At 68.0% G+C, this 26,486-nt stretch carries 23 protein-coding genes; 11 read left to right on the top strand and 12 right to left on the bottom strand.

The window, feature by feature from the left end; all coding sequences use genetic code 11:
- Window positions 1-12 precede the first annotated feature (12 nt).
- From tfpB to G369_RS0112285, 3 genes are all read left to right on the top strand, one after another.
- Window positions 13-1,809 carry a type IV pilus assembly ATPase TfpB gene (tfpB, locus tag G369_RS0112295; RefSeq protein ID WP_019654303.1) on the top strand — a complete coding sequence of 599 codons (1,797 nt, stop codon included), beginning with the start codon at window positions 13-15 and terminating at the stop codon, window positions 1,807-1,809.
- Window positions 1,810-1,949: 140 nt separating this feature from the next.
- The gene (locus G369_RS0112290) at window positions 1,950-2,438 is read left to right on the top strand and encodes a tripartite tricarboxylate transporter TctB family protein (RefSeq protein ID WP_019654302.1); all 489 of its coding nucleotides are present in this window, start codon (window positions 1,950-1,952) and stop codon (window positions 2,436-2,438) included.
- Window positions 2,439-2,457: 19 nt separating this feature from the next.
- Complete coding sequence (locus G369_RS0112285; RefSeq protein WP_019654301.1) at window positions 2,458-3,969, top strand: tripartite tricarboxylate transporter permease; 1,512 nt, start codon at window positions 2,458-2,460, stop codon at window positions 3,967-3,969.
- A 199-nt stretch (window positions 3,970-4,168) separates the two neighbouring features.
- On the opposite strand, the gene G369_RS0112280 is transcribed toward G369_RS0112285, so the two are convergent.
- The gene (locus tag G369_RS0112280) at window positions 4,169-5,095 is read right to left on the bottom strand and encodes a LysR family transcriptional regulator (protein WP_019654300.1); all 927 of its coding nucleotides are present in this window, start codon (window positions 5,093-5,095) and stop codon (window positions 4,169-4,171) included.
- A gap of 102 nt (window positions 5,096-5,197) precedes the next feature.
- Here G369_RS0112280 and G369_RS0112275 point away from each other — a divergent pair, with 102 nt between their 5' ends.
- The 4 genes from G369_RS0112275 to G369_RS0112260 all read left to right on the top strand — a co-directional run bounded on the left by G369_RS0112275 (window position 5,198) and on the right by G369_RS0112260 (window position 9,763).
- A complete protein-coding gene (locus G369_RS0112275; RefSeq protein WP_019654299.1) occupies window positions 5,198-6,169 on the top strand; it encodes a Bug family tripartite tricarboxylate transporter substrate binding protein in 972 nt (323 codons plus the stop codon).
- 131 nt (window positions 6,170-6,300) lie between these two features.
- Window positions 6,301-7,914, top strand: coding sequence for a gamma-glutamyltransferase family protein (locus G369_RS0112270; RefSeq protein ID WP_019654298.1), 1,614 nt, complete (start codon window positions 6,301-6,303; stop codon window positions 7,912-7,914).
- A 44-nt stretch (window positions 7,915-7,958) separates the two neighbouring features.
- Window positions 7,959-8,927: a DMT family transporter gene (locus G369_RS0112265; protein ID WP_019654297.1), complete on the top strand. Its 969-nt coding sequence runs from the start codon at window positions 7,959-7,961 to the stop codon at window positions 8,925-8,927.
- 41 nt (window positions 8,928-8,968) lie between these two features.
- Window positions 8,969-9,763: an SDR family oxidoreductase gene (locus G369_RS0112260; protein ID WP_019654296.1), complete on the top strand. Its 795-nt coding sequence runs from the start codon at window positions 8,969-8,971 to the stop codon at window positions 9,761-9,763.
- 118 nt (window positions 9,764-9,881) lie between these two features.
- On the opposite strand, the gene G369_RS0112255 is transcribed toward G369_RS0112260, so the two are convergent.
- Window positions 9,882-10,790 (bottom strand): DMT family transporter, encoded by a 909-nt coding sequence (locus tag G369_RS0112255; protein ID WP_019654295.1) that lies wholly within the window; start codon window positions 10,788-10,790, stop codon window positions 9,882-9,884.
- A gap of 123 nt (window positions 10,791-10,913) precedes the next feature.
- On the opposite strand from G369_RS0112255, the gene G369_RS0112250 reads away from it, so the two are divergent.
- The 3 genes from G369_RS0112250 (at window position 10,914) to G369_RS0112240 (ending at window position 13,620) form a co-directional block, all read left to right on the top strand.
- Window positions 10,914-11,900 (top strand): quinone oxidoreductase family protein, encoded by a 987-nt coding sequence (locus tag G369_RS0112250; protein ID WP_019654294.1) that lies wholly within the window; start codon window positions 10,914-10,916, stop codon window positions 11,898-11,900.
- Between the two features lie 112 nt (window positions 11,901-12,012).
- Window positions 12,013-12,414, top strand: a complete 402-nt coding sequence (locus tag G369_RS0112245; RefSeq protein ID WP_019654293.1) for a response regulator — start codon at window positions 12,013-12,015, stop codon at window positions 12,412-12,414.
- Window positions 12,415-12,609: 195 nt separating this feature from the next.
- Window positions 12,610-13,620, top strand: coding sequence for a bile acid:sodium symporter family protein (locus G369_RS0112240; RefSeq protein ID WP_019654292.1), 1,011 nt, complete (start codon window positions 12,610-12,612; stop codon window positions 13,618-13,620).
- A 28-nt stretch (window positions 13,621-13,648) separates the two neighbouring features.
- Here G369_RS0112240 and G369_RS0112235 read toward each other — a convergent pair whose 3' ends face one another.
- The 10 genes from G369_RS0112235 to G369_RS0112190 form a co-directional block, all read right to left on the bottom strand.
- Window positions 13,649-15,310, bottom strand: coding sequence for a Na/Pi cotransporter family protein (locus tag G369_RS0112235; RefSeq protein WP_019654291.1), 1,662 nt, complete (start codon window positions 15,308-15,310; stop codon window positions 13,649-13,651).
- Window positions 15,311-15,378: 68 nt separating this feature from the next.
- Entirely contained in the window at window positions 15,379-16,233 is an 855-nt protein-coding gene (locus tag G369_RS0112230; RefSeq protein ID WP_019654290.1) for a phosphodiesterase, read from the bottom strand.
- Window positions 16,230-17,291, bottom strand: coding sequence for an ABC transporter ATP-binding protein (locus tag G369_RS0112225; RefSeq protein WP_019654289.1), 1,062 nt, complete (start codon window positions 17,289-17,291; stop codon window positions 16,230-16,232). The genes G369_RS0112230 and G369_RS0112225 overlap by 4 nt, the downstream gene beginning before the upstream one ends.
- Window positions 17,281-18,081 carry an ABC transporter permease gene (locus tag G369_RS0112220; protein ID WP_019654288.1) on the bottom strand — a complete coding sequence of 267 codons (801 nt, stop codon included), beginning with the start codon at window positions 18,079-18,081 and terminating at the stop codon, window positions 17,281-17,283. Before G369_RS0112220 ends, G369_RS0112225 begins: the two co-directional genes overlap by 11 nt.
- 10 nt (window positions 18,082-18,091) lie before the next feature.
- Window positions 18,092-18,931 carry an ABC transporter permease gene (locus G369_RS0112215; protein WP_026346338.1) on the bottom strand — a complete coding sequence of 280 codons (840 nt, stop codon included), beginning with the start codon at window positions 18,929-18,931 and terminating at the stop codon, window positions 18,092-18,094.
- Window positions 18,932-18,965: 34 nt separating this feature from the next.
- Window positions 18,966-19,976, bottom strand: a complete 1,011-nt coding sequence (locus G369_RS0112210; protein ID WP_019654286.1) for an ABC transporter substrate-binding protein — start codon at window positions 19,974-19,976, stop codon at window positions 18,966-18,968.
- Between the two features lie 52 nt (window positions 19,977-20,028).
- Entirely contained in the window at window positions 20,029-21,066 is a 1,038-nt protein-coding gene (locus tag G369_RS0112205) for a LacI family DNA-binding transcriptional regulator (RefSeq protein ID WP_019654285.1), read from the bottom strand.
- Between the two features lie 155 nt (window positions 21,067-21,221).
- A complete protein-coding gene (gene lspA, locus G369_RS0112200) occupies window positions 21,222-21,737 on the bottom strand; it encodes a signal peptidase II (RefSeq protein ID WP_019654284.1) in 516 nt (171 codons plus the stop codon).
- Window positions 21,737-24,586 carry an isoleucine--tRNA ligase gene (gene ileS, locus G369_RS0112195; RefSeq protein ID WP_019654283.1) on the bottom strand — a complete coding sequence of 950 codons (2,850 nt, stop codon included), beginning with the start codon at window positions 24,584-24,586 and terminating at the stop codon, window positions 21,737-21,739. Before ileS ends, lspA begins: the two co-directional genes overlap by 1 nt.
- A gap of 123 nt (window positions 24,587-24,709) precedes the next feature.
- Window positions 24,710-25,747, bottom strand: a complete 1,038-nt coding sequence (locus G369_RS0112190; RefSeq protein ID WP_019654282.1) for a bifunctional riboflavin kinase/FAD synthetase — start codon at window positions 25,745-25,747, stop codon at window positions 24,710-24,712.
- Window positions 25,748-25,913: 166 nt separating this feature from the next.
- Between G369_RS0112190 and G369_RS0112185 the strand changes: the two genes are divergently transcribed.
- Window positions 25,914-26,474: an HNH endonuclease gene (locus G369_RS0112185; protein ID WP_019654281.1), complete on the top strand. Its 561-nt coding sequence runs from the start codon at window positions 25,914-25,916 to the stop codon at window positions 26,472-26,474.
- The last annotated feature ends 12 nt before the right edge of the window (window positions 26,475-26,486 follow it).

The following is a 26,486-nucleotide window of genomic DNA, read 5'->3' as shown; positions in this document are numbered from 1 at the left end:
GACACACGGAACATGAGCGCTGTACCCGCTGCTTCCGCCCCCGCTGCGCTGGCCGCGCGCCACGAAGGCCCGCTCGACCTGCGCCGCCTGATCGAATGGCTTGCCGCCGATGGCGTGATCTCCCCTGTGGAGGCCAAGCGCACCATCGCCCGCTGCGCGCAGGCCGAGAGCCGCCAGGCACCGCTGGTGCGCCTGGCCAACGTCGCCATGACCCGCGAGAGCGACAACAAGCCGCTCGACCTCGAGATGCTCACGCAGTGGCTCGCGGGCCGCGCGGGCCTTTCCTATCTGCGCATCGATCCGCTCAAGGTCGACGTGGGCAAGGTGGCCGACACCATGAGCGCGGCCTATGCCGAGCGCCACAAGGTGCTGCCGGTGCAGGTGCTGCCCAACGAGGTGGTGGTGGCCACGGCCGAGCCCTTCCTCACCGACTGGATCGCCGAAGTCGAGCGCCAGGCCCGCCGCTCGGTGCGGCGCGTGGTGGCCAACCCGGCCGACATCCAGCGCTACACGGCCGAGTTCTTCGCGCTCGCGAAATCGGTGCGCGCCGCACAGAAGGCCGGCGGCAGCACCAGCACCACGAGCTTCGAGCAGCTGGTGGAGCTCGGCAAGAGCAACAAGCAGCTCGACGCCAACGACCAGAGCGTGGTGCAGGTGGTCGACTGGCTGTGGCAGTACGCCTTCGACCAGCGCGCGAGCGACATCCACCTGGAGCCGCGACGCGAGCAGGGCGTGATCCGCTTCCGCATCGACGGCATCCTGCACCCGGCCTACCAGATGCCCATGGGCGTGATGAACGCGATGGTCGCGCGCATCAAGCTGCTGGGCCGCATGGACGTGGTCGAGAAGCGCCGCCCGCTCGACGGCCGCATCAAGACCCGCAACATGCGCGGCGAAGAGATCGAGATGCGCCTGTCGACGCTGCCCACCGCCTTCGGCGAGAAGATGGTGATGCGCATCTTCGACCCCGACACCGCGGTGAAGGACCTCGACGCGCTGGGCTTCGCGCAGCACGACGCGCAGCGCTGGGAGCAGCTGGTCACGCGGCCCAACGGCATCATCCTCGTCACCGGGCCCACGGGTTCGGGCAAGACCACCACGCTGTACTCCACGCTCAAGCGCGTGGCGACCGAGGAGGTCAACGTGAGCACGGTGGAGGATCCGATCGAAATGATCGAGCCCTCCTTCAACCAGACGCAGGTGCAGCCGCAGCTCGACTTCGGCTTCACCGAGGGACTGCGCGCGCTGATGCGGCAGGACCCGGACATCATCATGGTCGGCGAGATCCGCGACCTCGCCACCGCCGAGATGGCGGTGCAGGCCGCGCTCACCGGCCACCTGGTGTTCAGCACGCTGCACACCAACGACGCACCCAGCGCGATTACCCGGCTGATGGAGCTGGGCGTGCCCTCGTACCTCATCAACGCGGTGATGCTGGGCGTGCTCGCGCAGCGCCTCGTGCGCACGCTGTGCCCCAACTGCAAGCAGCCCGACGACACGGTCACTCGAGAGAAGCTCGAGGCCATCGTCAAGCCCTGGCAGATCACCGGCTCGGTGCGCGCCTACAAGCCGGTGGGCTGCGTCGACTGCCGCATGACCGGCTACATGGGCCGCATGGGGCTCTACGAGCTGCTGAGCGTCAGCGAGCCGTTCAAGAGCCAGGTCACCAAGGAGCCCAACCTCGCCGGGCTGCGCCGCCAGGCCGTGATCGACGGCATGCGGCCGCTGCGGCTGGCCGGCGCGCTGCGCGTGGCCGAGGGCGTGACCACCATCGAAGAGGTGCTGAGCGCCACGCCCCCGCTGGAGTGATCCGCGCCGCGCCCCAGCCATCCCGGGGGCGGTGATCGTTCCCGGGTTATCCCTAAGACTTTGGTTAGTGGAATCCACATCGGGCTGACCGGAAGCTGACTCGACAATCCCGCATCGAAATTTGTTCGAGGAGACTGTTCGTGAAGATCAAGAGTCAGAAAGACTTTTTCTCGGGTCTGATGTTCACGGTGGTGGGTGTGGCGTTCGCATGGGGCGCCACCACCTACACCGTGGGCACCGGCGCCCGTATGGGACCGGGTTACTTCCCGTTGATGCTCGGCATCCTGATGGCCCTCATCGGCCTCGGGATCATGTTCACCGGCCTCAGCGTCGAGACCACCGACGGCGAGAAGATCGGCAAGTGGGCCTGGAAGCAGGTGGTGTTCATCCTTGGCGCCAACCTTGCCTTCGGCGTCCTGCTCGGCGGCCTGCCGAGCATCGGGGTTCCGGCCATGGGCATGATCATCGCCATCTACGCGCTGGTGATCATCTCCAGCCTCGCGGGCCACGAGTTCAAGCTGCCCAGCGTGCTGATCCTGGCCACCGTGCTGGCCGTCGGCAGCTACGTCGCGTTCATCTGGGCGCTCAAGCTCCAGATCCAGGTCTGGCCGACCTTCATCACCGGTTGAGACGAAAGCCGATACCACCATGGACCTGATCCACAACCTTTCCGTCGGTTTTGGCGTCGCCTTTACCTTCACCAACCTGCTGTACTGCCTGATCGGCTGCATTCTGGGCACGCTGATCGGCGTGCTGCCCGGCATTGGCCCGGTCGCGACCATCGCGATGCTGCTGCCGGCAACGTACGCGCTGCCGCCGGTTTCGGCGCTGATCATGCTGGCCGGTATCTACTACGGCGCTCAGTACGGCGGCTCGACCACCGCGATCCTTGTGAACCTCCCCGGTGAGTCTTCATCGGTGGTGACAGTGATCGACGGCTACCAGATGGCGCGCAAGGGCCGTGCGGGCCCGGCGCTTGCCGCCGCCGGCCTGGGCTCGTTCTTCGCGGGCTGCGTCGGTACGCTGATCCTGGCTGCCTTCGCGCCGCCGCTGACCGAGCTGGCCTTCAAGTTCGGCCCGGCCGAGTATTTCTCGCTGATGATCCTGGGCCTGATCGGCGCCGTGGTGCTGGCCTCCGGCTCGCTGCTGAAGGCCATCGCGATGATCGTGCTGGGCCTGCTGATGGGCCTGGTCGGTACCGATGTGAACTCGGGCGTCGCCCGCTACAGCTTCGACATCCCTGAACTGACCGACGGCATCGGCTTCGTGGCCATCGCCATGGGCGTGTTCGGCTACGGCGAAATCATCGCGAACCTCTCGCGTCCCGATGACGAGCGCGAAGTGTTCACCGCCAAGGTTTCGGGCCTGTTCCCGACCAAGGAAGACTTCAAGCGCATGACGCCCGCCGTTCTCCGCGGCACGGCGCTGGGTTCCGCACTGGGCATCCTGCCCGGCGGCGGTGCGCTGCTGGCCGCCTTCGCTGCCTACACGATCGAGAAGAAGACCAAGCTGAAGCCGGGCGAAGTGCCTTTCGGCAAGGGCAACATCCGCGGCGTGGCGGCTCCCGAGTCGGCCAACAACGCCGGTGCGCAGACCTCCTTCATCCCGCTGCTGACGCTGGGCATCCCGCCCAACGCGGTGATGGCGCTGATGGTGGGCGCGATGACCATCCACAACATCCAGCCGGGCCCGCAGGTCATGACCAGCAACCCCGAGCTGTTCTGGGGCCTGATCGCCTCGATGTGGCTGGGCAACGCGATGCTCATCATCCTGAACCTGCCGCTGATCGGCATGTGGATCAAGCTGTTGTCGGTGCCCTACAAGTACCTGTTCCCGGCCATCGTGTTGTTCTGCGCGATCGGGGTGTACTCGACCAACAACAACACCTTCGACATCTGGATGGTGGGCATCTTCGGTCTGGTGGGCTACACCTTCTTCAAGCTGGGTTGCGAGCCTGCACCGCTGCTGCTGGGCTTCATCCTGGGCCCGATGATGGAAGAGAACCTGCGCCGCTCGCTGCTGCTGTCGCGCGGCGACTGGAGCGTGTTCGTCACGCGCCCGATCTCGGCGAGCCTGCTGGCCGCGGCAGCCCTGCTGCTGATCATCGTCCTGCTGCCGGCCGTGAAGTCCAAGCGCGAAGAGGCCTTCGTCGAGGACTGATCCCTCACGCTCTGCACAACGGCGCCTTCGGGCGCCGTTTTTGTTTGGGGGTGAGGGGGCGGGCTGCCGGACGCAGGGGGCACGAAGAATTCGCGACAGGTTCGCGAAGGGCGCGAAAGGAAAACCAAAACCGGTCTTCCTGATTTCTTTTGCGGCCTTTGCGTCTTTTGTACTTCTTCTGCGTTCGGCTGTCCGCTCTTCAGAGCTTGTCCACCCGCACCGGCTTCATGTGCTGGCGCGCCATCGCCAGGAAGGCCATTGCCGCGGGGCTCAGCGGGTGCTTGGCCAGGCGGATGGCGACCACGGGGTATTCGAGCACGGGGCGGGTGACCCCCACGGCGCGCAGGTTGCCGGGCATCAAGACTTCGACGTAGCGGGGTGCCAGTGCGACCCCCGCGCCGGCCTGGATGAGGCCGAAGGCCGTCGACAGCATCGACACGTGGTGCACCACCTGCGGGTACACGTTGGCCACGCTCGCCAACTGGCGGCTCACGGCGCGCCACACGTTGGCGTCGGGGTTGACGTGGATGAAGGGCAGGCCTTCGAGCCGCCTGGCCTCGACCGTTTCGTGCTGCGCGAGCGGATGGTCGTCGCGCACGAAGAGGGCCATGCGCTCGGTGAAGAGGGGCTCCGTCGCCAGCTCGGAGTGCTTCTGGCCGATGTCGGAGCCGAAGCCCAGGTCGGCTTCCTGCGAGAGCACGCGCGAGATCATCTGTTCGGCGGTGCTGTCGAGCAGCGTGGCCGCGAGCGTGGGGTGCTTCTGCGAGAAGCGGCCCAGCAGCGGCGGCAGCAGGGCGCCCGCCGTCAGGTGGCCCACCGCCAGCACGATGCGGCCCTCACGCAGCTGCGACTGCGAACGGCAGGCGCCGACCGAGTCGTCGATCAGCCGCAGCGCGCGCACGGCGGTGTCGACCATCATCTGGCCCGCGTTGGTCATGCGGATGCGGCGCCCGCGCACCACCAGCGGGTGCGCCAGTTCTTCCTCGAGCCGCTTGATCAGGTGGCTGATGGCGGGCTGGGTGAGCTGCAGGGCTTCGGCCGCCAGCGTGAAGCTGCCGGTTTCGGCCACGGCCGCCAGCGCCCGCAGCTGCTGCAGCGAGATTTCCTCGGCGGGGGCTCGTGTCATAAACGGCGTTGATAGTTGAATAAGCTGGATTATCTGGCTTGATCCACCGCCGCTGCATAGCATGCTCAGTCCCCCTCACTGGCACAGAATTCTTTCCCGCACATGAAACGCCTCCAGTTCCTCCAGGTGCTCGCCGTCGCGCTCGGCGTGGCCGCTTCGTCCGCCAGCCTGGCGCAGGGCTATCCGAACAAGCCGATCCGGCTGATCGTTCCGTTCCCGGCCGCGGGCGCCACCGACCTCTTCGCCCGCACGCTGGGTCAGAAGATGGGCGACAAGCTGGGCACTACGCTGGTGGTCGACAACAAGCCCGGCGCCGGCGGCGCCATCGGCTCCGACCAGGCTGCCAAGGCCGCGCCCGACGGCTACACCATCCTGCTGGCCACCACCAGTACGCATTCCATCGGCCCGGCGATCAGCAAGCTGCCCTACGACACGGTGCGCGACTTCACGCCGATCGCGCACGTGGGCGACGCGGCCAGCATCATGCTGGTGCCGGTCAATTCGCCCGCGAAGACGGTGCGCGAGTGGATCGACTACGCCAAGAAGAACCCCGGCAAGCTCAACTACGCATCGAGCGGCAACGGCACCATCGTGCAGCTCACGGCGGAGCTCTTCAAGGCGCAGGCCGGCGTGTTCGTCACGCACATTCCCTACAAGGGCACGGCCCTGGCCATTCCCGACCTGATTAGCGGCAAGGTCGACGTGCTGTTCGACTCGCTGCCCACCGGCATGCCGCACGTGCGCGACGGCCGCCTGCGCGCGCTGGGCGTCACCTCGCTCAAGCGCAGCCCGCTCGCGCCCGAGTTGCCGCCCATCGCCGACACGCTGCCCGGCTACGAGTCGAACACCTGGTTCGGCTTCTACGGCCCGAAGAACCTGCCGGCGGACATCGTCGCGAAGATCAACAAGGCCGCCAACGACGCGCTGGCCGACCCCGAGGTGAAGGAAAAGCTCGCGCGCCTGGGCATCGAGCCTGCGGTGCCCGGTACGCCGGACCAGTTCGCGAAGATGGTTGCGGCCGATGCGGCCAAGTGGAAGAAGATCGTCGTCGAGCGCAAGATCACCAACGAGTGACAGGCTCACCCCCAGTCTTCGCGCACTTCGTGTCGCTTCGCCAACCCCCGTCCGGGGGCAACACCTGCGGCCCGGCAAAGCCGGTTCGGCGGTGTTTCCCGAATTGTTCACGCCATCCTTGAAAGCACGGTATGAAGTTCGATTACGCCAACCCCTATCTCTCCACGCGCATCCCGATCTTCGCGCGCAACGTGGTGTCGACCTCGCATCCGCTGGCCTCGCAGGCCGGGCTGCGCATCCTGCAGCAGGGCGGCAACGCGGTCGACGCGGCCATCGCCACCGCGGCGGTGATGACGCTGGTGGAGCCGGTAAGCAACGGCCTGGGCAGCGATGCCTTCTGCATCCTGTGGGACGGCGAGAAGCTGCACGGCCTCAACGCTTCGGGCCCCGCGCCCAAGGCCTGGACGCCCGAATACTTCAAGGCCAAGTACGGCGCCGACGCGGCCAATCCGCCGATGCGCGGCATCGACTCGGTCACCGTGCCGGGCGCAGTGCGCGGCTGGGTGGCGCTGAGCGAGCGCTTCGGCAAGCTGCCCTTCGCCGACCTGCTGGCGCCGGCCATCGACATCGCCGAGCGCGGCTACCTCGTGCCGCCGGTGGTGCAGGGCAAGTGGGCCGCGGCCACGCCGATCCTGCAGTCGCAGCCGGGCTTCGCCCAGACCTTCCTGCCCTGGGGCCGCGCGCCCGAGGTGGGCGACATGTTCCGCTTCACGGCCGCGGCGCGCGCGCTCAAGGCCATCGCCCGCACCAAGGGCGAGGCCTACTACAACGGCGAGATCGCCGAGGCGCTGGCGAAGTTTTCCGCCGAGCAGGGCGGCGCGCTCACCGTGGCCGACCTCGCGGCCTACCAGCCCGAGTGGGTCGAGCCCATCTCGCGCGACTACCGCGGCCACACGCTGCACGAGATCCCGCCGAACGGCCAGGGCATCGCGGCGCTGATCGCGCTGGGCATCCTGGAGAAGTTCGACATCGCCTCGCTGCCGGTCGACTCCGTGCAGTCGCAGCACCTGCAGATCGAGGCCATGAAGCTGGCCTTCGCCGACGTGTACCGCTACGTGTCGGAGCGCAGGACCATGGAAGTGACCACCGAGCAGATGCTCGACGACGCCTACCTGGCCTCGCGCGCGCGCCTCATCGACCCGAAGAAGGCTCAGGACTTCAAGGCCGGCAACCCGGTCAAGGGCGGCACCATCTACCTCACGGCCGCCGACGAGAGCGGCATGATGGTCAGCTTCATCCAGAGCAACTACATGGGCTTCGGCTCGGGCTGCGTGGAGCCCGAATACGGCATCAGCCTGCAGAACCGCGGCCACGGCTTCAGCCTGAAGGCGGAGAGCCCGAACGTGGTGGCGCCGGGCAAGCGGCCGTTCCACACCATCATCCCGGCCTTCCTCACGAAGGGCGGCCAGCCGGTGATGAGCTTCGGCGTGATGGGCGGCAACATGCAGCCGCAGGGCCACATGCAGACGCTGGTGCGCATGCTCGACTACGGGCAGAACCCGCAGGCCGCCTGTGACGCGCCGCGCTGGCGCTTCAACTCGGGGCTGGAGATCAACGTCGAGGCCGCGATGAACCCGGCCACGGTGCAGGGCCTGCGCGACTTGGGCCACCACCTGGAAGTGATCAACGATTCCTACCAGGACTTCGGCGCCGGCCAGTTCATCTGGCGCGCGGGCGAGCCTTCGGTCGAAGGCTACGTGGCCGCCAGCGACCCGCGCCGCGACGGCGCGGCTGCGGGGTACTGAGCGCGGGCGAGGCAGGGGTTCGGGCTTGCCGCGATGATCGGGGGATGAACAAGACAGCCGCGTCGACCGGCGAATCCCCCCGGCCAGCCCTCCAACCCCTGCGCGACAGCCCCAGGAAGGGCGTCGCCACCGGCCTGGTGCTGGCCACCCTGGGCGCCATCGCGTTCAGCGGCAAGGCCATCATCGTCAAGCTCGCGTACCGCTACGGCGTGGACGCGGTCACGCTCATCATGCTGCGCATGCTGTTCGCGCTGCCGCTCTTCGCACTGATGGCGTGGTGGGCCGGGCGCGGCAAGCCCGCGCTCACCGGGCGCGACTGGATCGGCGTGGTCGGCCTGGGCTTCTCGGGCTACTACCTCGCGAGCTTCCTCGACTTCGCGGGGCTGGCCTACATCTCGGCCAGCTTCGAGCGGCTGATCCTTTACCTCAACCCCACGCTGGTGCTGTTCTTCGGCTGGCTGCTCTATCGGCGCCACCCGACGCGCCCGCAGCTGCTGGGCATGGTCGTGAGCTATGCCGGCGTGCTGCTGGTGTTCGGCCACGAGCTCTGGACCGGTGGCGGCGGCAAGGGCGGCGGCGCCGCGGCCTGGGGCGCCTTCCTGGTGTTCCTGAGCGCGGTGAGCTATGCGGGCTACCTCGTCTACAGCGGAGAGTTCGTCAAGCGGCTGGGGTCGCTCAGGCTCGTTGGGCTGGCCACCACCGTGGCCTGCGTGCTGTGCATCCTGCAGTTCGCGCTGACGCGGCCGATCAGCGTGGCGATGGCGGTGGCGCCGGAGGTGATCTGGCTGTCGGTGCTCAACGCCACGCTGTGCACGGCGGTGCCGGTGCTGATGGTGATGATGGCCATCGAGCGCATCGGCCCGGCGATGGCGGCGCAGACCGGCATGATCGGGCCGTTGTCGACCATCCTCATGGGGGTGGTCATACTCGGCGAGCCGTTCACGCCGTGGATCGCGGCGGGCACCGTGCTCGTGATCGCGGGCATTTTCGTTTTCACGCGCAAGGGGCGCTGAAGCCCCCGGCGCTTCTGCTTCTGTTTCATTGGAGAAAGAACATGGATCTGGGTATTGCAGGCAAGACCGCGCTGGTGTGCGGCGCGAGCAAGGGCCTCGGCTACGGCTGTGCCGAGGCGCTGGTGCGCGAGGGCGTCAACGTGGTGATCGTGGCGCGCGGCGCCGAGGTGCTGGAAGCGGCCGCGAAGAAGCTGGCCGAAGTGGCCGGCGGCTCGGGCAACCCGTTCGTCAAGCACGTGGCCGCCGACATCACCACCGAAGCCGGCCGTGCAGCGGTGTTCGCGCTGGGCCATGACTTCGACATCGTCGTCACCAACGCCGGCGGCCCGCCGCCCGGCGACTTCCGCAACTGGGACCGCGAGGCGTGGATCAAGGCGGTCGACGCCAACATGCTGACTCCCATCGAGCTCATCAAGGCCACGGTGGACGGCATGGCCAAGCGCGGCTATGGCCGCATCGTGAACATCACATCGAGCTCGGTGAAGTCGCCCATCGACATCCTGGGGCTGTCGAACGGCGCGCGCAGCGGCCTCACCGGCTTCGTGGCCGGCGTGGCGCGCACGTCGGTGGCGGCGCAGGGCGTGACCATCAACAACCTGCTGCCTGGCGCCTTCGACACCGACCGCCTCAAGGGCACGATGGCCGGTTCCGCGCAGAAGTCGGGCCAGGACTTCGACACCGTGTGGGAAGCCCGCAAGAAGACCATCCCGGCCAAGCGCTTCGGCACGCCGGCCGAGTTCGGCGCCATCTGCGCCTTCCTGTGCAGCATGCAGGCCGGCTACATGACCGGCCAGAACATCCTGGCCGACGGCGGCGCCTACCCCGGCACGTACTAGGGCTCGCCCCCAGGCTGCGCGCACTTCGTGTCGCGCACGCCTTCCCCCTGCCGGGGACAACACCTGAGGCCCGGCAAAGCCGGTTCCTCGGTGTTCGCTTGAAGGGTCCGTCCTTCGCTCAGCGCCGCGAGGCCACCACGATCCCGCTCACGATCAGCAGGAACGCCGCCCCGTGGTACCAGTGCGGCGGCTCGCGCAGGAAGGCCGCCGACAGCACCGCCGCGAACAGCGGCGTGAGGTTCATGAAGATGCTCGCCCGCTGCGGCCCCGCGCGCTGCACGCCGGTGCCCCAGCAGCGATACGCCACCACCGCGGGGCCGATGCCGATGAACAGCATCGCCGCGATCAGCGGCCAGCCAAGTTCGAGGTGCGCGGGCGTCAGCGTCCATTCGCCTGCGGCCAGCGCGCCCGACCATGTGAGGCCGAACACCAGCTGCGCCATCAGGAACGCGGCCCAGTCCCTGCGCACGGCCGCCGGCTCGTGCGTGCGCGCCAGCAGCCAGCTGTAGAAGGCCCACGCGATGGTGCCCAGGATCATGTAGAGGTCGCCCGGCACCAGCCGCAGCCCTAGCAACTGCCGCCATTCGCCGCGGCTGAGCACCAGCAGCACGCCCGCCATCGACAGCAGCGCACCGCCGATCTCGCGGCCGCTGACGCGCGCGCGGAAGAAGAGGGCGCCCACCGCGAGCATCCACAGCGGCAGGCTCGAGCCGACCAGCGTCACGTTGATGGGCGTGGAGGTCTGCAGCGCCAGGTACTGGAAGGCGTTGTACAGGCCGATGCCCAGCAGGCCGAGCACCGCGTAGCGCTTCCAGTGCGCCCACAGCGGGCTGTCGCGCCGCAGCACCTGCGCCGCCAGCGGCAGCAGCAGCGCGAAGGCGATGACCCAGCGCACGAAGTTCAGCGTCAGCGGCGAGACCAGCTCCCGCACCATGCGGCCGACCACGGCATTGCCGGCCCACAGCAGCGGAGGAACGAGGAGCAGGAAGACGGTGAGGGGAGCGAGGCGCTGCGGCTGTGTCTGCATGGGCGCCGACTCTACCGGGCAATGATTCCCCGCGCCGTCGCCGGAAGCTCAAACATGGCAGGATGCCTGCCCCTACCTTCAATCCCTTCCTTACCTTCTTTCCAGAGCGTGGAGACCGCAACGATGAAGAGCAAAGCCGTCCGTATCGACCGCCATGGCGGTCCCGAAGAACTGAAGATCGTCGAGGTGGAGGTCGGCGAGCCCGGTCCGGGCGAGATCCGCATCCGCCACAAGGCCGTGGGCCTGAACTTCATCGACACCTACCAGCGCAGCGGGCTCTACCCGTTCCAGATGCCGCTGCAGCTGGGCATGGAAGCCTCGGGCGTGGTCGAAGCGGTGGGCGAGGGCGTCACCCACCTCAAGGCCGGCGATCGTGCCGCCTACGCGAGCCAGCCGCCCGGCGCTTACAGCGAGCTGCGGGTGATGCCGGCGAAGAACGTCTGCAGGCTGCCCGACGACATCTCCTTCGAGACCGGTGCGGCCATGATGCTCAAGGGCCTGACCACGCAGTACCTGCTGAAGAAGACGCTGCCGGCCGAGGGCCTGCAGGCCGGAGACTTCATCGTGTTCCATGCCGCGGCCGGCGGCGTCGGCCTCATCGCATGCCAGTGGGCCAAGGCCCTGGGCCTGCAGCTGATCGGCACGGCCGGCAGCGACGCCAAGTGCAAGCTCGCGCTGGAGCACGGCGCGGCGCACGCCATCAACTACAGCACCGAGAACTTCGCGGCCCGCGTGAAGGAGATCACCGGCGGCAAGGGCGTGAAGGTGGTGTACGACTCGGTGGGCAAGGACACCTTCGAGGGCTCCATCGACTGCCTGCGCCCCTTCGGCCTGCTGGCGATCTTCGGCAACGGCTCCGGCCCGGTGCCGCCGGTCAACCTCGGCCTGCTGGCCTCCAAGGGCTCGCTCTACATCACCCGGCCCACGCTCTTCACCCACATGGCCACGCGCGAAAGCACGCAGGCGATGGCCGACGACCTGTTCGCGGTGGTGCGCAGCGGCGCGGTGAAGATCCCTATCGACCAGCGCTACCCGCTGGCCGACGTGCAGCAGGCGCACCGCGACCTGGAAGCGCGCAAGACCACCGGCTGCACGATCCTCACGCTCTGATTTCCGAGCCCGCCGCGCCGGCCTTGTCCTACCGGCGCAGGGGTGTCATGCCTTCGACTTGTGCCACGAGCACTTTGTAGCCTGTGGATACAACGCAGAGGCATAGATACCCATGACCACCGTTCGCACCTTCATCGTCGAAGACAACCCGACCATCCGCCGCAACCTCGCAGGCACCCTGCGAGAGGTGGCGAGGGTCGAGCCCATCGGCGAGGCGGAGACGGAGGCCGAGGGGTCGCGATGGCTTTCGAGCAATCTGGCGCAGTGGGACCTGGCCATCGTCGACCTGTTCCTCAAGGACGGCACGGGCTTTCGCGTGCTCGAGGCCTGCCGCAACCGCAGCCCCTCCCAGAAGATCGTGGTGCTCAGCAACTACGCCACGCCCGACATGCGACGCAAATGCGTGCACCTGGGCGCCGATGCGGTCTTCGACAAGGCCACCGAGATCGACGACCTGATCGACTACTGCCAGCGCCGCCGTCAGGCGCAGTTCAGTTCGCCCACGGCACACTGAAGCACTGTGGTGGGGCATTTCCGGCCCGCCCGGCAGCGATGCCGGAATTCGCCGAAAATCCCCCTCCTGAAGGCGCGAGGAGCACGCGCCGGGCTCCGCAAAGTGGCGACCAGATTCATGCGCGGAAATCACATCTTCCCTGCTGAGTCGGCCCGCGCGCCTGCAACGCGCGTGGCGTTCGTCCCGAGTTGCAACATGTCCCGCCCCCGTTTCCTTCCCGACAACTTCACCCTCGCGCTTCTTTCGGTCGTGACCCTGGCCAGCCTGCTGCCGGCCAGCGGGCGCATCGCGCACTTCTTCGAGGGGCTGACCACGGTGGCCATCGGCCTGCTGTTCTTCCTGCACGGGGCCAAGCTGTCGCGCGAGGCGATCGTCAACGGGCTCATGCACTGGCGGCTGCACCTGCTGGTGTTCGCGAGCACCTTCGTGCTGTTCCCGGTGCTGGGGCTGGTGCTCAAGCCGATCCTGCTGCCGCTGGTGACGCCCGAGCTCTACACCGGCGTGCTGTACCTGTGCGTGCTGCCGGCCACCGTGCAGTCGGCCATCGCCTTCACCGCGATGGCCAGGGGCAACATGCCCGCGGCCATCTGCAGCGCCTCGGCCTCCACCCTGCTGGGGGTGTTCATCACGCCGGTGCTGGTCAACCTGGTGGTGGTGCCCAGCGGCGGCCATGCGGCTTCTTCCTCGCTGGATTCCATCGGGCGCATCCTGCTGCAGCTGATGGTGCCCTTCGCGGCCGGCCACCTGCTGCGGCCGCTGATCGGAAAGTGGATCCAGCGCCGCGCCGCGGTGCTGAAGTTCGTCGACCAGGGCTCGATCCTGCTGGTGGTCTACACCGCGTTCAGCGCGGCCGTGATCGAGGGGCTCTGGAAGCAGGTGCCCGTGCATGCACTGGTCGGCCTGCTCGTGGTGTGCGCGGTGGTGCTCGGCCTGGCGCTGAGCCTCACGACTCTGCTGGCGCGCAAGCTGGGCTTCGACACGGAAGACGAGATCACCATCGTTTTCTGCGGCTCCAAGAAGAGCCTGGCCAGCGGCATCCCGATGGCGAAGGTGCTCTTCGCCTCGCACGCGGTGGGCGCGATCGTGCTGCCGCTGATGCTCTTCCACCAGATGCAGCTGATGGTCTGCGCGGTGCTGGCGCAGCGCTATGCGCGGCGCGGGCGCGACGAGACTTCGCTGCTGGAGACCGCCGGGCAGGCCAAGTAGGCCCGGGACAGAACGTTCGGAGGGCCGTTCAGCCCTCGATCTTGCCCAGCCGCGACTCGCGCAGCCGGCTGGGCGCCAGCGCCCCGGCCGACTCCAGGATCGGATACGCGATCGAGCAGATGTGCGAGTTGATGCGCTTCAGGTCGCTGATCAGGTCGATGTGCAGCGAGCTGGTCTCGATGCTCAGCGTGGTGCGGTCCGACAGCCGGTCGAGGTGGGTGGTCGCGTAGGCCCGCTCCAGGTCGCGGAAGCGCGCCTTTTCCTCCAGCAGCTTCTGTGCGTCGCGCACGTTGCCGTTGAGGAACACGCTCATGCTCAGGCGCAGGTTGGCCACCAGGCGCCCGTGCAGCTCCACGATCTCGGCCATGCCGGCCTCGGAGAAGTTGCGCTGCGGCCGGATCTTCTTGTCTTCGACGTCGATGATCACCCGCTCGATGATGTCGCCGATCTGCTCCATGTTGATCGTGAAGCTGATGATGTCGGTCCAGCGGCGGCTTTCCTCCTCGCCCAGCGCCTCGCGCGAGATGCGCGTCATGTAGTACTTGATGGCCGAGTAGAGCTCGTCCACCGTGTCGTCGAGCTGGCGCAGCTCCTGCGCCAGCCGCAGGTCGTTGTGGCGGATCACGTCCAGGATGCCGATCAGCATGGTCTCCACCACGTCGGCCTGGTGCAGCGCCTCGCGCGCGGCGTTGGAGATGGCGAGCGAGGGCGTCGACAGCGCCGACGGGTCGAGGTGATGCGGCCGCGTCGTGCCCGCCGGCTGCTGCGGCTGCGGCAGCAGGCGCGTCACCAGCTTGGCCACCAGCTGCGTCAGGCCGATGAAGCCCACGCTGATCACCACGTTGAATGCCAGGTGGAAGAGCACCACGCCGTGCGTCTGGTTCGGCAGCTCGGGCTGCACGTAGCGGATCCACAGGCCGATGAAGGGCGCCACGATGGCCACGCCCAGCGCCTTGAAGAGCAGATTGCCCACGGTCACCTGCCGTACCGAGACGGCCGACTTGGCCGTGGTCAGCACCGCCAGCAGGCCGCTGCCCAGGTTGGCGCCGAGCACCAGCCCGAGCGCCACGTCCAGCGGCACCACGTTCGAGCTGGCCATGGCCGCCACCAGCAGCACCACCGCGAGGCTCGAGTAGGCCACGATGGCCAGCACCGAGCCGATGGTGATCTCCAGCAGCACGTCGCTGTTGATCGAGGCCAGCAGCGCGCGGATGGCCGGCGAGGAGAACAGGGGCTCGGTCGCCTCCACCACCAGCTGCAGCGCCAGCAGCATCAGTCCCAGCCCGATCAGCACCCGGCCGACGCGCCCCGCCACCGTGGCCGAGCGCGTGATGAAGAGCACCACCCCCACGAAGATGAACATCGGCGAGAGCCACGAAAGGTCTGCCGAGAACAGCACCGAGATCAGCGCCGTGCCGATGTCGGCGCCCCGCATCACCGCCAGCGCCGCAGGCAGCGTGACCAGCCCCTGCCCGACGAAGGAGGAGGTCATGAGCGAGGTGGCGGTGCTCGACTGCACCAGCGCCGTCACGCCGATGCCCGAGAGGGCAGCGGTGAAGCGGTTGCGCATGCTCTGCACGAGGATCTTGCGCAGGTTGGCGCCGAACACGCGAAGAACGCCGGTGCGGACCAGATGGGTGCCCCACACGAGCAGGGCCACCGCCGCCAGCAGATTCAGGAGGTGCTTCATGGAGGTCGGGCTCTATCCTTTCTTTTCGTTGTTTTTCGTTTCGACCCCATTTTCCACAAGTAGGAGCTTCAGTCGATCAACGCTCCGTTGTCGTGGAATGGGTAGGGCCCCTCGAAGCTGCCCGAGGCGGCCAGGTGGGTGACGAGCCGCCGCCCGCGGGCGGACCAGGCGTGCACCCGGAACGATGGCGGCTCCAGCGTCCAGGCCGAGTCGGCGTCGGGCGCCAGGTCGAGGCATACCTGGTGGGCCTGCGCCGGCGAGGTCGAGGCGATAGTGCCGCCGAAGCGCACGTCGATGGCGCGGTGCAGGTGGCCGCAGATGATGCGCTCGACGTTCGGGTGGCGCGAGACCAGCGCTTCGAGCGCCTCGGCGCCTTCCAGCAGGCCGATCTCGTCCATGTGGCCGATCAGCGTCTCGAAGGGCGGATGGTGCATGGCGATGACGACCGGCTCGCCTCGGCAGGCGTCGAGTTGCGCTTCGAGCCAGGCCAGGCGCTTCTCGCACAGCGCGCCGTGGCTGGCGTGTGGCACGCAGGTGTCGAGGGTCAGCAGCCGCAGCGCGCCGACACGCACCGAATACTGGATGAAGCCGTCGCCGTCCGCGCCCAGGTAGGCGCGGCCGGGAAAGCTGCGGCGCAGCTGGTCGCGGTCGTCGTGGTTGCCGGGCATCAGGTAGACCGGCATGGTCAGCGGTGCCAGCAGGCGGGCGAGGTGCTCGTACTCGGCGGCGCGGCCGAAGTCGGTGAGGTCGCCGGTGACGACCACCGCGTCGGGCTGCTGGCGCAGCGCAAGCACCGACTGCACCGCGCGCTCCAGGTACGGGGCCGTATCGATGCGCCCATAGGCCAGCCGGCCCGGCTCGCGGATGTGCAGGTCGGTGAGCTGGACCAGGATGGTGTTGTTGCGGGTTTCTGCTGTCGTCATGCGATGACTTCCTGCGACGTCATCAGGCGTTCCGGCTGGATGCGAAGACCCACCGTGTCGCCCGGTCCGAAAGGATTGTCGCGCCCCACGTCGGCCACCAGCACGGGCTGGTCCTGTGCGCGCAGATGCAGCTGCACGCGGTCGCCGAGGAAGGTGCGGCGCTCGACGATCGCAGCGCCCCAGTCGAGCCGGGGCGAGCCGACCTCGATGTCCTCGGGCCGCACCAGCAGAATCGCATGGCTCTGCCACGCCGGGGGGCAGGGCAGGGTCGTTCCTCCGAGTCGGACAACGCCCTGGGCGATGGCGTCCTGCCCGCGCTCCAGCCGGTTGACCCGGCCCAGGAACTCGGCCACGAAGGGATGCGCGGGCGCGCGGTACAGATCCTCGCCGCGGCCCACCTGCACGATGCGGCCGGCGCGCATCACCGCGAGCCGGTCGGCGATGGCCAGCGCCTCCTGCTGGTCGTGGGTGACGTGGATGGCCGTGATGTGCAGCCGGCGCAACAGCTCGGCCAGTTCGTCGCGCAGCGACTCCTTGAGCTTGGCGTCTAGCGCGGCCAGCGGCTCGTCGAGCAGCAGCACGCGCGGGCGCACCGCCACCGCGCGCGCCAGGGCCACGCGCTGGCGCTGGCCGCCGGAGAGCTCGGCGGGGCGCTTGTTCTCCAGGCCGCCCAGGCGCACCAGGTCGACCAGCTCGCCGACGCTGCGCTTTTCTTCCTGGGCCGACACGCCCCGGATGCGCAGGCCGTAGCCGATGTTGGCCGCCACGGTCATCTGCGGAAAGAGCGCGTAGCTCTGGAACACCATGCCCACGCCGCGCTGCTCCACGGGGCGCTGGGTGACGTCCTGGTCGCCGAACACGATGCGGCTGCCCGCGTCGGGCGACTCCAGCCCGGCGATCAGCCGCAGCAGCGTGGTCTTGCCGCAGCCCGAGGGGCCGAGCAGCGCGAGCACCTCGCCGGCTTCCACGCGCAGGCTGGTGGGCTGCAGGCCGCGCGTGCCGTCTGCATAGGTCTTCGCGCAGTTGGCGATGTCGATGGGGATGCGTTCAAGTTCCATGATGTTTCTGGATCAGGTTTGCAAGGTGCTGCAGGCCCCACAGCACCGGGAGGATGACGGCGAAGAAGACCAGCGTGTAGGCCGATCCGATCTCGATGCGCATCGAGGCGTAGCTGTCGGCCAGGCCCACGGGCAGCGTGCGGGTGAGCGGCGTGTGCAGCATCCAGGTGAGGTTGAACTCGCCCACCGAGAGCGTGAACACCATCAGGCTGCCGGCCACGATGGCCGGGAACACGGCCGGCACCAGGATGCCCATGAAGCGCTGGCGGAAGTTCGCGCCCAGCGAGCGCGCGGCTTCCTCGAGCGCGAGCAGCTCGTCGCGCTGGAAGGCCGAGCCCACGGTGCGCACCATGAAGGGCAGCGTGAAGACGATGTGCCCCACGAGGATGAACGCGAAGCTCTGCCGGAAGGCCGTGAGCTGCCCGTAGGCGAGGATCAGCGCCAGCGCCGTGGCCAGCCCCGGCACCGCGACCGGCAGCGTCAGCAGTTCCTCGAAGATGCGGGCGGCGCGCGAGCGGCTGCGCGCCAGCGCATAGGCGCAGGGCACGCCCAGCAGCACGGTGCCGGCGACGCAGGCGATGGCCAGCGCGAGCGACCAGCCCACGGTGCCGCCGTAGTTCTCCCACACCTCGGCCAGCCAGCGCAGCGTGAAGCCGCTCTTGATGCCCGTGCTGTAGTTGTTGACCAGGCCCGCCATCACCGACAGCAGCATCGGCGCGATCATGAAGAGGCTCACGATCAGCGTCACCGCGAAGAGGAAGGGAGCCTTCGGTTGAGTGTTCTTGTGCATGATGCGAACCTCAGCGTGCGACGGGGTTGGCGCCGAAGCGTCGCGCCATGAAAAGCACCAGCCAGGTCACGACGCCCAGCGCGATCGACAGCGATGCGGCCAGTGCGAAGTTGGCGTAGTTGGTGAACTCGTTGTAGATCGTGATCGGGATCACCTCGAACTTGCTGGCCAGCGTGAAGGCCGTGCCGAAGGCGCCCATCGAGGTCGCGAACAGGATCGCACCGCAGGCCAGCGTGGTCGGCGCCAGCTCGGGCAGCCACACGTCGCGCGCCACGCGCAGCCGCGAGGCGCCGAGCGAGCGCGCGGCTTCCTCCAGCTGCATGTTCATCGACTCGGCCGCTGCGGCATAGGTGGCGATGGCGCGCGGCAGCGAGAAATACAGGTATGCCAGGAACAGGCCGAGCAGTCCGTAGGCGAAGGTGATGCGCTCGCCGAACAGCGTGTCGCCAATGTCCGCCACCACGCCCTGGCGTCCGCCGAGCAGGATCACGAAGAAGCCGATGATCACGCCGGGGAACGACAGCGGCAGCGTGAGCAGCGACAGAAGCACGCGCTTGCCCACGAAGGCGCGGCGCGAGAGGTAGATGCCCACGGCCGCGCCCAGCACCAGCGTGGCCAGCGTCACGGTGACCGAGAGCACGACGGTGTTGACCATGCTCGCGAGGTAGCGCGCATCGGTCAGCACCGCGAAGTAGGTGGCCCAGCCCTTGCCGGCGGGCAGCGCCAGCAGGCGCACCACCGGCAGCAGCCAGAAGGCCGCGAAGAAGGCGGCCGCGGGCGCGACACAGGCCAGCAGGCGCCAGCGCGGGTTCCAGGCGTTCGGCACGTCGGAGGCGCTGGAGGCGTTCATGGAAATGGCTTGCGTCATCGCGCGCGGCATCCGCTCAGCGGACTTCCTTCAGGTACTCGTCGGAGAAGGCCTTCTGCGCGGCGGCCATGCGGCCATAGTCCACGCTCTTGGCACGCGTGTACTCGCTGGCCGGCAGGAACTGGGACTCGATGTCCTTGGGCATGGCGCTGGCGCGCACCGGGCGCAGGTAGGCCTTGGCCCAGATCGCCTGGCCTTCGTCGGACAGGGTGAAGTCGAGCACCTTCTTCGCGTCGGCCGCGTGCGGTGCCTTGGCGACCAGGCTCATGACGTAGGGAACGGCCAGCGTGCCTTCGCTCGGGATCACGAAGGCGACGTTGGCCTTGTCCTTGTACTTGGCGCGGTAGGCGTTGAAGTCGTAGTCGAGCAGGATCGCGATCTCGCCCGAGAGCACGCGCGCATAGGAGGTCTGCTTCGGCACGATGGGCTCGTTCTTCTGCAGCGCCTTGAAGTAGTCGATGGCCGGCTTGAAGTTGTCGAGCGTGCCGCCGCGCGCCTCGTTCACCGCGACCGCGCCGACGTAGCCGACGAAGGCCGAGGCCGGGTCGAGGTAGCCGATCAGGCCCTTGTACTCGGGCTTGAGCAGGTCGGCCCACGACTTCGGCACCGGCTTGCCCTTGAGCGCGTCGACGTTGACCATGAAGCCCAGCGTGCCCGAGTGGATGGTGAACCAGTTGCCGGCCGGGTCCTTCAGGCCGTCGGGGATGTCTTTCCAGGCGGCCGGCTTGTAGGGCTCGACCAGCCCGTCCTTGGCGGCCTGCACCGCGAAGGTCACGCCGAGGTAGGTGACGTCGGCGACGGGGCTGGCCTTCTCGGCGGCCAGCTGCGCAAGCGACTGGCCGGAGTTCTTGTTGTCCGGCGGCACGGTGATGCCCGTCTTGGCCTTGATGGCCTTGAGCTGGGTGCCCCAGTCGGCCCATTCGGTCGGGCAGTTGTAGCAGATGGCGGTCTGGGCCATGGCGCTGCCGGCTGCGAGCGTGGCGGCGAGCAGGCCGAGGCGGGCCAGGCGGTGGAAGCGAAGAGACATGATCGAAAGGCTCCTTGGATGGATGTAGGCAGGTAACGGGGGTTCTTGAGGGTCAGGGAATTGCGGCGTTGTTGTCCTGGCTGTCGTTTTCGTTCTCGTGCGCCGAGGCGCACGACTCGCCGTCTCGAAATGAATGCGCAAGCAGCAGGCTCGCGTCGGCCTGCAGCGCGGCGCCGCTGGCCATGGCCTGGATCAGCAGCTCCACGCTGTGGCGGCCGATGTCGCTGTTGGGCTGGGCGATGGTGGTGAGCGCGGGCGTGAGGTCTTCGCCGAGCGCGATGCCGTCGAAGCCGACCACGCTGAGGTCGCCCGGCACGGAAAGCCCGCTGAGGTGCGCGGCCCGGATGCTGCGGATGGCCAGCAGGTCGTTCGAGCAGATCAGTGCCGTGGGGCGGTTGCGCGCCTGCAGCTGCTTCGAGAGCGCATCCACCGCGGTTTCGACGAAAGGCACCTCGATCAGCGCAGGCGGCGGCAGGCCCGCTTCGGCCATGCCCTTGCGAAAGCCGCGATAGCGCTGCTGCGCGCGGTCGGAGGCGGCGAGCGTGCCGCTGACCATCGCGATGCGCCGGTGGCCCAGCAGCACCAGCCGCGCGACCGCATCGGCCACCGCGCTTTCGCTGTCGACCGACACGCAGGGGTGCGCGGGGTGGCGGTTGTAGGCCAGCACGTAGGGCACGCCGGCCGCCTGCAGGCGGGGCAGGGCGGCCGAGGTCGAGGGGTTCGACACCACGAGGATCAGGCCGTCGACGCTGCCCGCGAGCAGCAGATGCACTGCGCGCTCCTCTTCTTCGATCCGGTAGCCGGTGGTGACGGGGATGATCGCGTAGCCCCCGGCGATGGCCGCGCGCGCGATGCCCTGCAGGCATTCGGCGAAGGTCGGGTTCAGCAGGGTGGGCAGCACCACGCCGAGCACACGGCTGCGCTGGGTGCGCAGGGTGCGGGCGCTGGCGTTCGGCACGTAGTTGAGCTCGCGCGCCACGCGTTCCACCAGCTCGCGCGTGGCGGGCGTCACCTTGTCCGGAAAATTGAAGGCGCGCGAGACGGTGGCCACCGAGACCCCGGCTTTGGCTGCAACGGCTTGGATGCTCATCGTGCGGTGCTCATGTAATCGTTTACATTGAACCGCGGCAGTATGACTTTGTTATGACATGGCGAGAAAGCGGGAGAAACCCTCGGCTTTCGCAGGCAGTGCGGGCCAAAAGAAAAGGGGCCCCGCGGGCCCCTTGTTCTGGATTTCGGTGAGCTTTACTTGCCCCGGCGGACCCGCCGGATCTCGTCGACGATCAGGCAGATCGCCCCGAGCGTGATGGCGCTGTCGGCCGCGTTGAAGGCCGGGAAGTACCAGTTGCCCGCGTGGAAGCTCAGGAAGTCGACCACGTAGCCGTGCATCATCCGGTCGACCACGTTGCCGATGGCGCCGCCCAAGATGCAGGCCATGGAGAACGAAAACAGCTTCTGCCCCGCGTGCGACTTCAGCATCCACACGATGAACACCGCCGCGCCCACGCCGATGGCGGTGAACAGCCAGCGCTGCCAGCCCGAGTGGTCGGCGAGGAACGAAAAGGCGGCGCCCGTGTTGTGGGCGCGCACCACGTTGAAGAAGCTCGTGACGTAGGTCGCGTCGCCCAGCTTGTAGTAGCCCAGGATCAGCGTCTTGGTGAACTGGTCGATGATCACAATGATCACCGCCAGCCCGAGCCAGGGCCAGATGCTGCCGCCGCGCGAACGCGAGGCGGACGACATGGAACGGGCGGCGGCCATCAGGCAACGCTCCGCGATTCGCCTGCGCCGAACAGGTTGCTGGTGCAGCGCCCGCAGATCGTCGGATGGGCCGGGTCGTGGCCCACGTCGTCGCGGTAGTGCCAGCAGCGCTCGCACTTCTGCGCGGCGCTCGGCGTGACCACCGTCGAGAGCGTCTCGCCCGCGGCCAGCGCGATGGCGGAGGTGATGAAGACGAACTTCAGGTCCTCGCCCAGCGAGCCCAGCAGCGCGAAGTCGTCGGCCGGGGCCGTCAGCTGCAGGTTGGCCTGCAGCGACGAGCCGACCTTGCCTTCGGCGCGCACGGCCTCGATGTCCTTGTTGACCACGTCGCGGATCTCGCGGATGCGGTTCCACTTGGCCAGCAGCGCCTCGTCGGGCGCGGCGAACTGGCTGTAGGTCTGCGTGAAGATCGAGTCGCCCGGCTTGCCGGTGCCCACGATCTTCCAGGCTTCCTCGGCGGTGAAGCTCAGGAAGGGCGCCATCCAGCGCAGCATCGCCTGCGCGATGTGCCACAGGGCCGTCTGCGCACTGCGGCGCGCCAGCGAACCCGGGGCCGTGGTGTAGAGGCGGTCCTTCAGGATGTCGAGGTAGAAGCCGCCCAGGTCTTCCGAGCAGTAGATCTGCAGCTTGGCCACCACCGGGTGGAACTCGTACACCTTGTAGTGCGCGAGGATCTCGGCCTGGAACTGCGCGGCGCGCGACAGCGCGTAGCGGTCGATCTCGAACAGCTGGTCGAGCGGCACGCCGTCCTTCTCGATGTCGAAGTCGCTGGTGTTCGCGAGCAGGAAGCGCAGCGTGTTGCGGATGCGGCGGTAGGCGTCGACCACGCGCGCCAGGATCTTGTCGTCGCCCGCGATGTCGCCCGAGTAGTCGCTCGCGGCCACCCACAGGCGGATGATCTCCGCGCCCAGCTTGCTGCTGATTTCCTGCGGGTCGATGCCGTTCTTGAGCGACTTGCTCATCTTGATGCCCTTGGCATCGACCGTGAAGCCGTGCGTCAGCAGGCCCTTGTACGGCGCGCGGTCTTCCAGCGCGCAGGCGATGAGCAGCGACGAATGGAACCATCCGCGGTGCTGGTCGTGGCCTTCGAGGTACAGGTCGGCCTCGGGCCCCGTCTCGTGGTGCACGGTGGGGTGCGTGCCGCGCAGCACGTGCGAGAAGGTCGAGCCCGAATCGAACCACACCTCGAGGATGTCGGTGCTCTTGGTGTAGTGCGGCGCGTCCTCCGCCCCGAGGATTTCCTCGACGGTGACGCGGCTCCAGGCCTCGATGCCGCCCTTCTCGACGATGTCGGCGGCCTGGTCGAGGATCTCCATGGTGCGCGGGTGCAGCTCGCCCGAGTCCTTGTGCAGGAAGAACGGGATCGGCACGCCCCAGCTGCGCTGGCGCGAGATGCACCAGTCGGGCCGTCCGGCGATCATGTCGTGCAGGCGCGCCTTGCCGTTCTCGGGGTAGAAGCTGGTCTGCTCGATGGCGTCGAGCGCGGTCTGGCGCAGCGTCTTGGGCGCCTTGTCCTTGGTGAACACGCCCTCGCCCTCGTCCATGCGGATGAACCACTGCGCGGCCGCGCGGTAGATCACCGGCGTCTTGTGGCGCCAGCAGTGCGGGTAGCTGTGGGTGATGGTCTCGGTGGTCAGCAGGCGGTTGGCATCGCGCAGCGCGGCGATGATCTCCGGCACGGCCTTCCAGATGTTCTGGCCGCCGAAGAGCGGGAAGTCGGGCGCGTAGCTGCCGTTGCCCTGCACCGGGTTCAGGATGTCGTCGTAGGCCACGCCGTGGGCGACGCAGGAGTTGAAGTCGTCCAGGCCGTACGCGGGCGAGGAGTGGACCAGGCCCGTGCCGTCGGTGGCGGTGGCGTAGTCGGCCAGGTACACCGGCGACAGGCGCCTGTAGCCGGCGTCCGCGTCGTACAGCGGATGCTCGAACTCGAGGCCGCCGAGCTTCTCGCCCTTGACCGTGGCCAGCACCTTGCCGTCGAGCGCGTAGCGCGTCATGCACATCTCGACCAGCGAGTTGGCCAGGATCAGCAGGCCGCGCTCGGTGTCGACCAGCGAGTACTCGAGCTCGGGGTTCAGGTTGATCGCCTGGTTGGCGGGGATGGTCCAGGCGGTGGTGGTCCAGATCACGGCGAAGATGTCGCCCAGGATCGTGTGGTCGGTGCCGAAGGCCTTGAGCACCTTCTCGCGGTCGTGCGCCTTGAAGGCGACGTCGACGGTCTGGCTCTTCTTGTCGGCGTACTCGATCTCGAACTCCGCCAGCGACGAGCCGCAGTCGAAGCACCAGTACACCGGCTTGAGGCCGCGGTAGACGAAGCCGCGCTCGATCACGCGCTTGAAGGCGCGCAGCTCGCCGGCCTCGTTGGCGAAGTCCATCGTCTTGTAGGGATGGTCCCATTCGCCCAGCACGCCCAGGCGCTGGAAGTCGGCCATCTGCTGGGCGATCTGCCCGGTGGCGAAGGCGCGGCTCTTGGCTTGCATCTCATCGCGGCTGAGGTTGCGGCCGTACTGCTTTTCGATGGCGTTCTCGATCGGCAGGCCGTGGCAGTCCCAGCCGGGCACGTAGAGCGCGTCGTAGCCTTCGAGCTGGCGCGCCTTGGTGATCATGTCCTTCAGGATCTTGTTCACCGCGTGGCCCATGTGGATCTGGCCGTTGGCGTAGGGCGGGCCGTCGTGCAGGATGAACTTGGGCGCGCCGTGGCGGGCGTCGCGCAGGCGGTGGTAGACACCTTCGTCATTCCATTCCTTCACCCAGCCCGGCTCGCGCTTGGGCAGGTCGCCGCGCATCGGGAAGGGGGTGTCGGGCAGGTTCAGCGTGGAACGGTAGTCTTTGGGGGAAGCGGCGTCAGACATGTTGGGTGCGAAACAGAGGGGGCTTGGACAGGCTCAGCCCGAACTGCATGAAGCGTGTCGGTGCGGAAGGTGAAGCCGTTCGCCCTGAGCTTGTCGAAGGGCGGCAGCACGGTGCGTGCAGGGCTAAATTCGGTCCCGCGTGGTCTGGCGGTGGGTTTCGGCGTGGGTCGATGCGAAGAACGCGCGAGCGTCGCGGCCATCCTTCGCGATGCCCGCGGTGAGGGCCTCGAGGCTGGTGTAGCGCAATTCGTCGTGCAGTTTGTGCAGGAGTTCCACGCGGACGATTTTACCGTAGGCCCCTTCGGCTCCCAGATGGGAGGGCCACTCCAGGCAATGGGTTTCGAGCAGCACCCGCCCGCCGTTGACGTCGTTGGCGTCCAGCGAAGGGCGCACGCCCAGGTTGGCCACGCCCGGCAGCGGCCGCTCGGACAGGCTGTGCACCAGCACCGCGAAGATGCCGCTGGCGGCCGGCTTCCAATGCTTGAAGCGCAGGTTGAGGGTGCGAAAGCCATCGTCCTTGCCCGGCGCCGAGGCGCCCAGCGCGCGGCCCAGCTTGCGGCCGTGGACCACGTGGCCCGAGATGGCGTACGGACGGCCCAGCAGGGTGTGGGCGTCGGCCATGCGGCCTTCGGCCAGCGCCTCGCGCACGGCGGAGCTGGACACCCGCAGGCCGTGCACCTCGTAGCTGTTCATGCGCGCCACGTCGAAGCCGTGGGTATCGCCGGCCGCGTCGAGCATGGCGTAGTCACCGGCCCGCCTGGCGCCGAAGCGGAAGTCGTCGCCCACCAGCACGTAGCGCGCGCCCAGGCCGTCGATCAGCACCTTCTGGATGAATTCCTCCGGCGACTGGGAGGCCAGCCGGGCGTCGAAGGGCAGCACGACGGTCTGCGTCACGCCGCAGGCGGCCAGTTCGCTGAGCTTGTCGCGCAGCGTGCCGATGCGCGCCGGCGCGAGGTCGGGCTTCTTGGTGACGGCGGCGAAATAGTCCCGCGGATGGGGCTCGAATGTGAGCACGCAGCTCGGCAGCCCGCGCTGGCGGGCCTCGGTCTGCAAGAGTGCGAGCATGGCCTGGTGGCCGCGGTGCACGCCGTCGAAATTGCCAATGGTGAGGGCGCAGGCGGGGGCAACGCCAGGGTGCCGGAAGCCACGAAAAACCTGCATCGGTGAGTATCTTTTTGATAGCGCCTTCCGCCCGTCGATTGGGCGGATCAGGCCGATTTGTCACAAAGCCGGTATATTGTGACGCAGTGCGTTGATCGGCGTGGGTCTCCAACGCGCTCCGTGTCCCTGGTCTTTCCGTGTTCTCTCCCTTTTCGAGGAGGCGTGTGTGAAGGTCTTGAAGCTGTCGGCCCAAGGGCTGCCCCAGTCATGGATTTCGCTGGAACAGGCGGTGATCCACTACGCCGCGGACGAAGTCCGCTGGGAAGTGGGTGCGCAGGTGGCGGTGTTCCGTGGCGGCCACAACGCGATCACCGGCGAGCAGTCGCAGATCGCGATCAACAGCATCATCGGCACCAAGGGCGTGCCCCGCATCAACCCCTTCGCGCTGCGCCCCGGCCTCACCAACAGCAAGCTCTTCGCGCGAGACCGCAACATCTGCGCCTACTGCGGCGGCCACTTCCACGAAGACGAACTCACGCGCGAGCACATCATCCCGTTCGCCCAGCGGGGCATCGACACCTGGATGAACGTGGTCACGGCCTGCAGGCCCTGCAACCACCGCAAGAGCAGCCGCACGCCAGAGCAGGCCGGCATGCCGCTGCTGTATGCGCCCTACGTGCCCAGCCTCTGGGAAGACTTCATCCTGCGAAACAGGCGCATCCTCGCGGACCAGATGGAGTTTTTGATGGCGCACCTGCCGCAGAGCTCGCGGCTGCACGATTCCTAGCTGACCGGCCGC

The sequence above is a fragment of the Variovorax atrisoli 110B genome (assembly GCF_000382045.1).
GTDB classification, from domain to species: domain Bacteria; phylum Pseudomonadota; class Gammaproteobacteria; order Burkholderiales; family Burkholderiaceae_C; genus Variovorax; species Variovorax atrisoli.
The sequence above is the reverse complement of the archived record's forward strand: the minus strand, read 5'-3'. Positions and strand labels throughout refer to the sequence as shown.

Coding starts and splice junctions, on each gene's coding strand:
- tfpB (WP_019654303.1), top strand. CDS start 13: ATGAGCGCTGTACCCGCTGCTTCCGCCCCCGCTGCGCTGGCCGCGCGC.
- G369_RS0112285 (WP_019654301.1), top strand. CDS start 2,458: ATGGACCTGATCCACAACCTTTCCGTCGGTTTTGGCGTCGCCTTTACC.
- G369_RS0112280 (WP_019654300.1), bottom strand. CDS start 5,095: ATGACACGAGCCCCCGCCGAGGAAATCTCGCTGCAGCAGCTGCGGGCG.
- G369_RS0112275 (WP_019654299.1), top strand. CDS start 5,198: ATGAAACGCCTCCAGTTCCTCCAGGTGCTCGCCGTCGCGCTCGGCGTG.
- G369_RS0112270 (WP_019654298.1), top strand. CDS start 6,301: ATGAAGTTCGATTACGCCAACCCCTATCTCTCCACGCGCATCCCGATC.
- G369_RS0112265 (WP_019654297.1), top strand. CDS start 7,959: ATGAACAAGACAGCCGCGTCGACCGGCGAATCCCCCCGGCCAGCCCTC.
- G369_RS0112260 (WP_019654296.1), top strand. CDS start 8,969: ATGGATCTGGGTATTGCAGGCAAGACCGCGCTGGTGTGCGGCGCGAGC.
- G369_RS0112255 (WP_019654295.1), bottom strand. CDS start 10,790: ATGCAGACACAGCCGCAGCGCCTCGCTCCCCTCACCGTCTTCCTGCTC.
- G369_RS0112250 (WP_019654294.1), top strand. CDS start 10,914: ATGAAGAGCAAAGCCGTCCGTATCGACCGCCATGGCGGTCCCGAAGAA.
- G369_RS0112245 (WP_019654293.1), top strand. CDS start 12,013: ATGACCACCGTTCGCACCTTCATCGTCGAAGACAACCCGACCATCCGC.
- G369_RS0112240 (WP_019654292.1), top strand. CDS start 12,610: ATGTCCCGCCCCCGTTTCCTTCCCGACAACTTCACCCTCGCGCTTCTT.
- G369_RS0112235 (WP_019654291.1), bottom strand. CDS start 15,310: ATGAAGCACCTCCTGAATCTGCTGGCGGCGGTGGCCCTGCTCGTGTGG.
- G369_RS0112230 (WP_019654290.1), bottom strand. CDS start 16,233: ATGACGACAGCAGAAACCCGCAACAACACCATCCTGGTCCAGCTCACC.
- G369_RS0112225 (WP_019654289.1), bottom strand. CDS start 17,291: ATGGAACTTGAACGCATCCCCATCGACATCGCCAACTGCGCGAAGACC.
- G369_RS0112220 (WP_019654288.1), bottom strand. CDS start 18,081: ATGCACAAGAACACTCAACCGAAGGCTCCCTTCCTCTTCGCGGTGACG.
- G369_RS0112215 (WP_026346338.1), bottom strand. CDS start 18,931: ATGAACGCCTCCAGCGCCTCCGACGTGCCGAACGCCTGGAACCCGCGC.
- G369_RS0112210 (WP_019654286.1), bottom strand. CDS start 19,976: ATGTCTCTTCGCTTCCACCGCCTGGCCCGCCTCGGCCTGCTCGCCGCC.
- G369_RS0112205 (WP_019654285.1), bottom strand. CDS start 21,066: ATGAGCATCCAAGCCGTTGCAGCCAAAGCCGGGGTCTCGGTGGCCACC.
- lspA (WP_019654284.1), bottom strand. CDS start 21,737: ATGGCCGCCGCCCGTTCCATGTCGTCCGCCTCGCGTTCGCGCGGCGGC.
- ileS (WP_019654283.1), bottom strand. CDS start 24,586: ATGTCTGACGCCGCTTCCCCCAAAGACTACCGTTCCACGCTGAACCTG.
- G369_RS0112190 (WP_019654282.1), bottom strand. CDS start 25,747: ATGCAGGTTTTTCGTGGCTTCCGGCACCCTGGCGTTGCCCCCGCCTGC.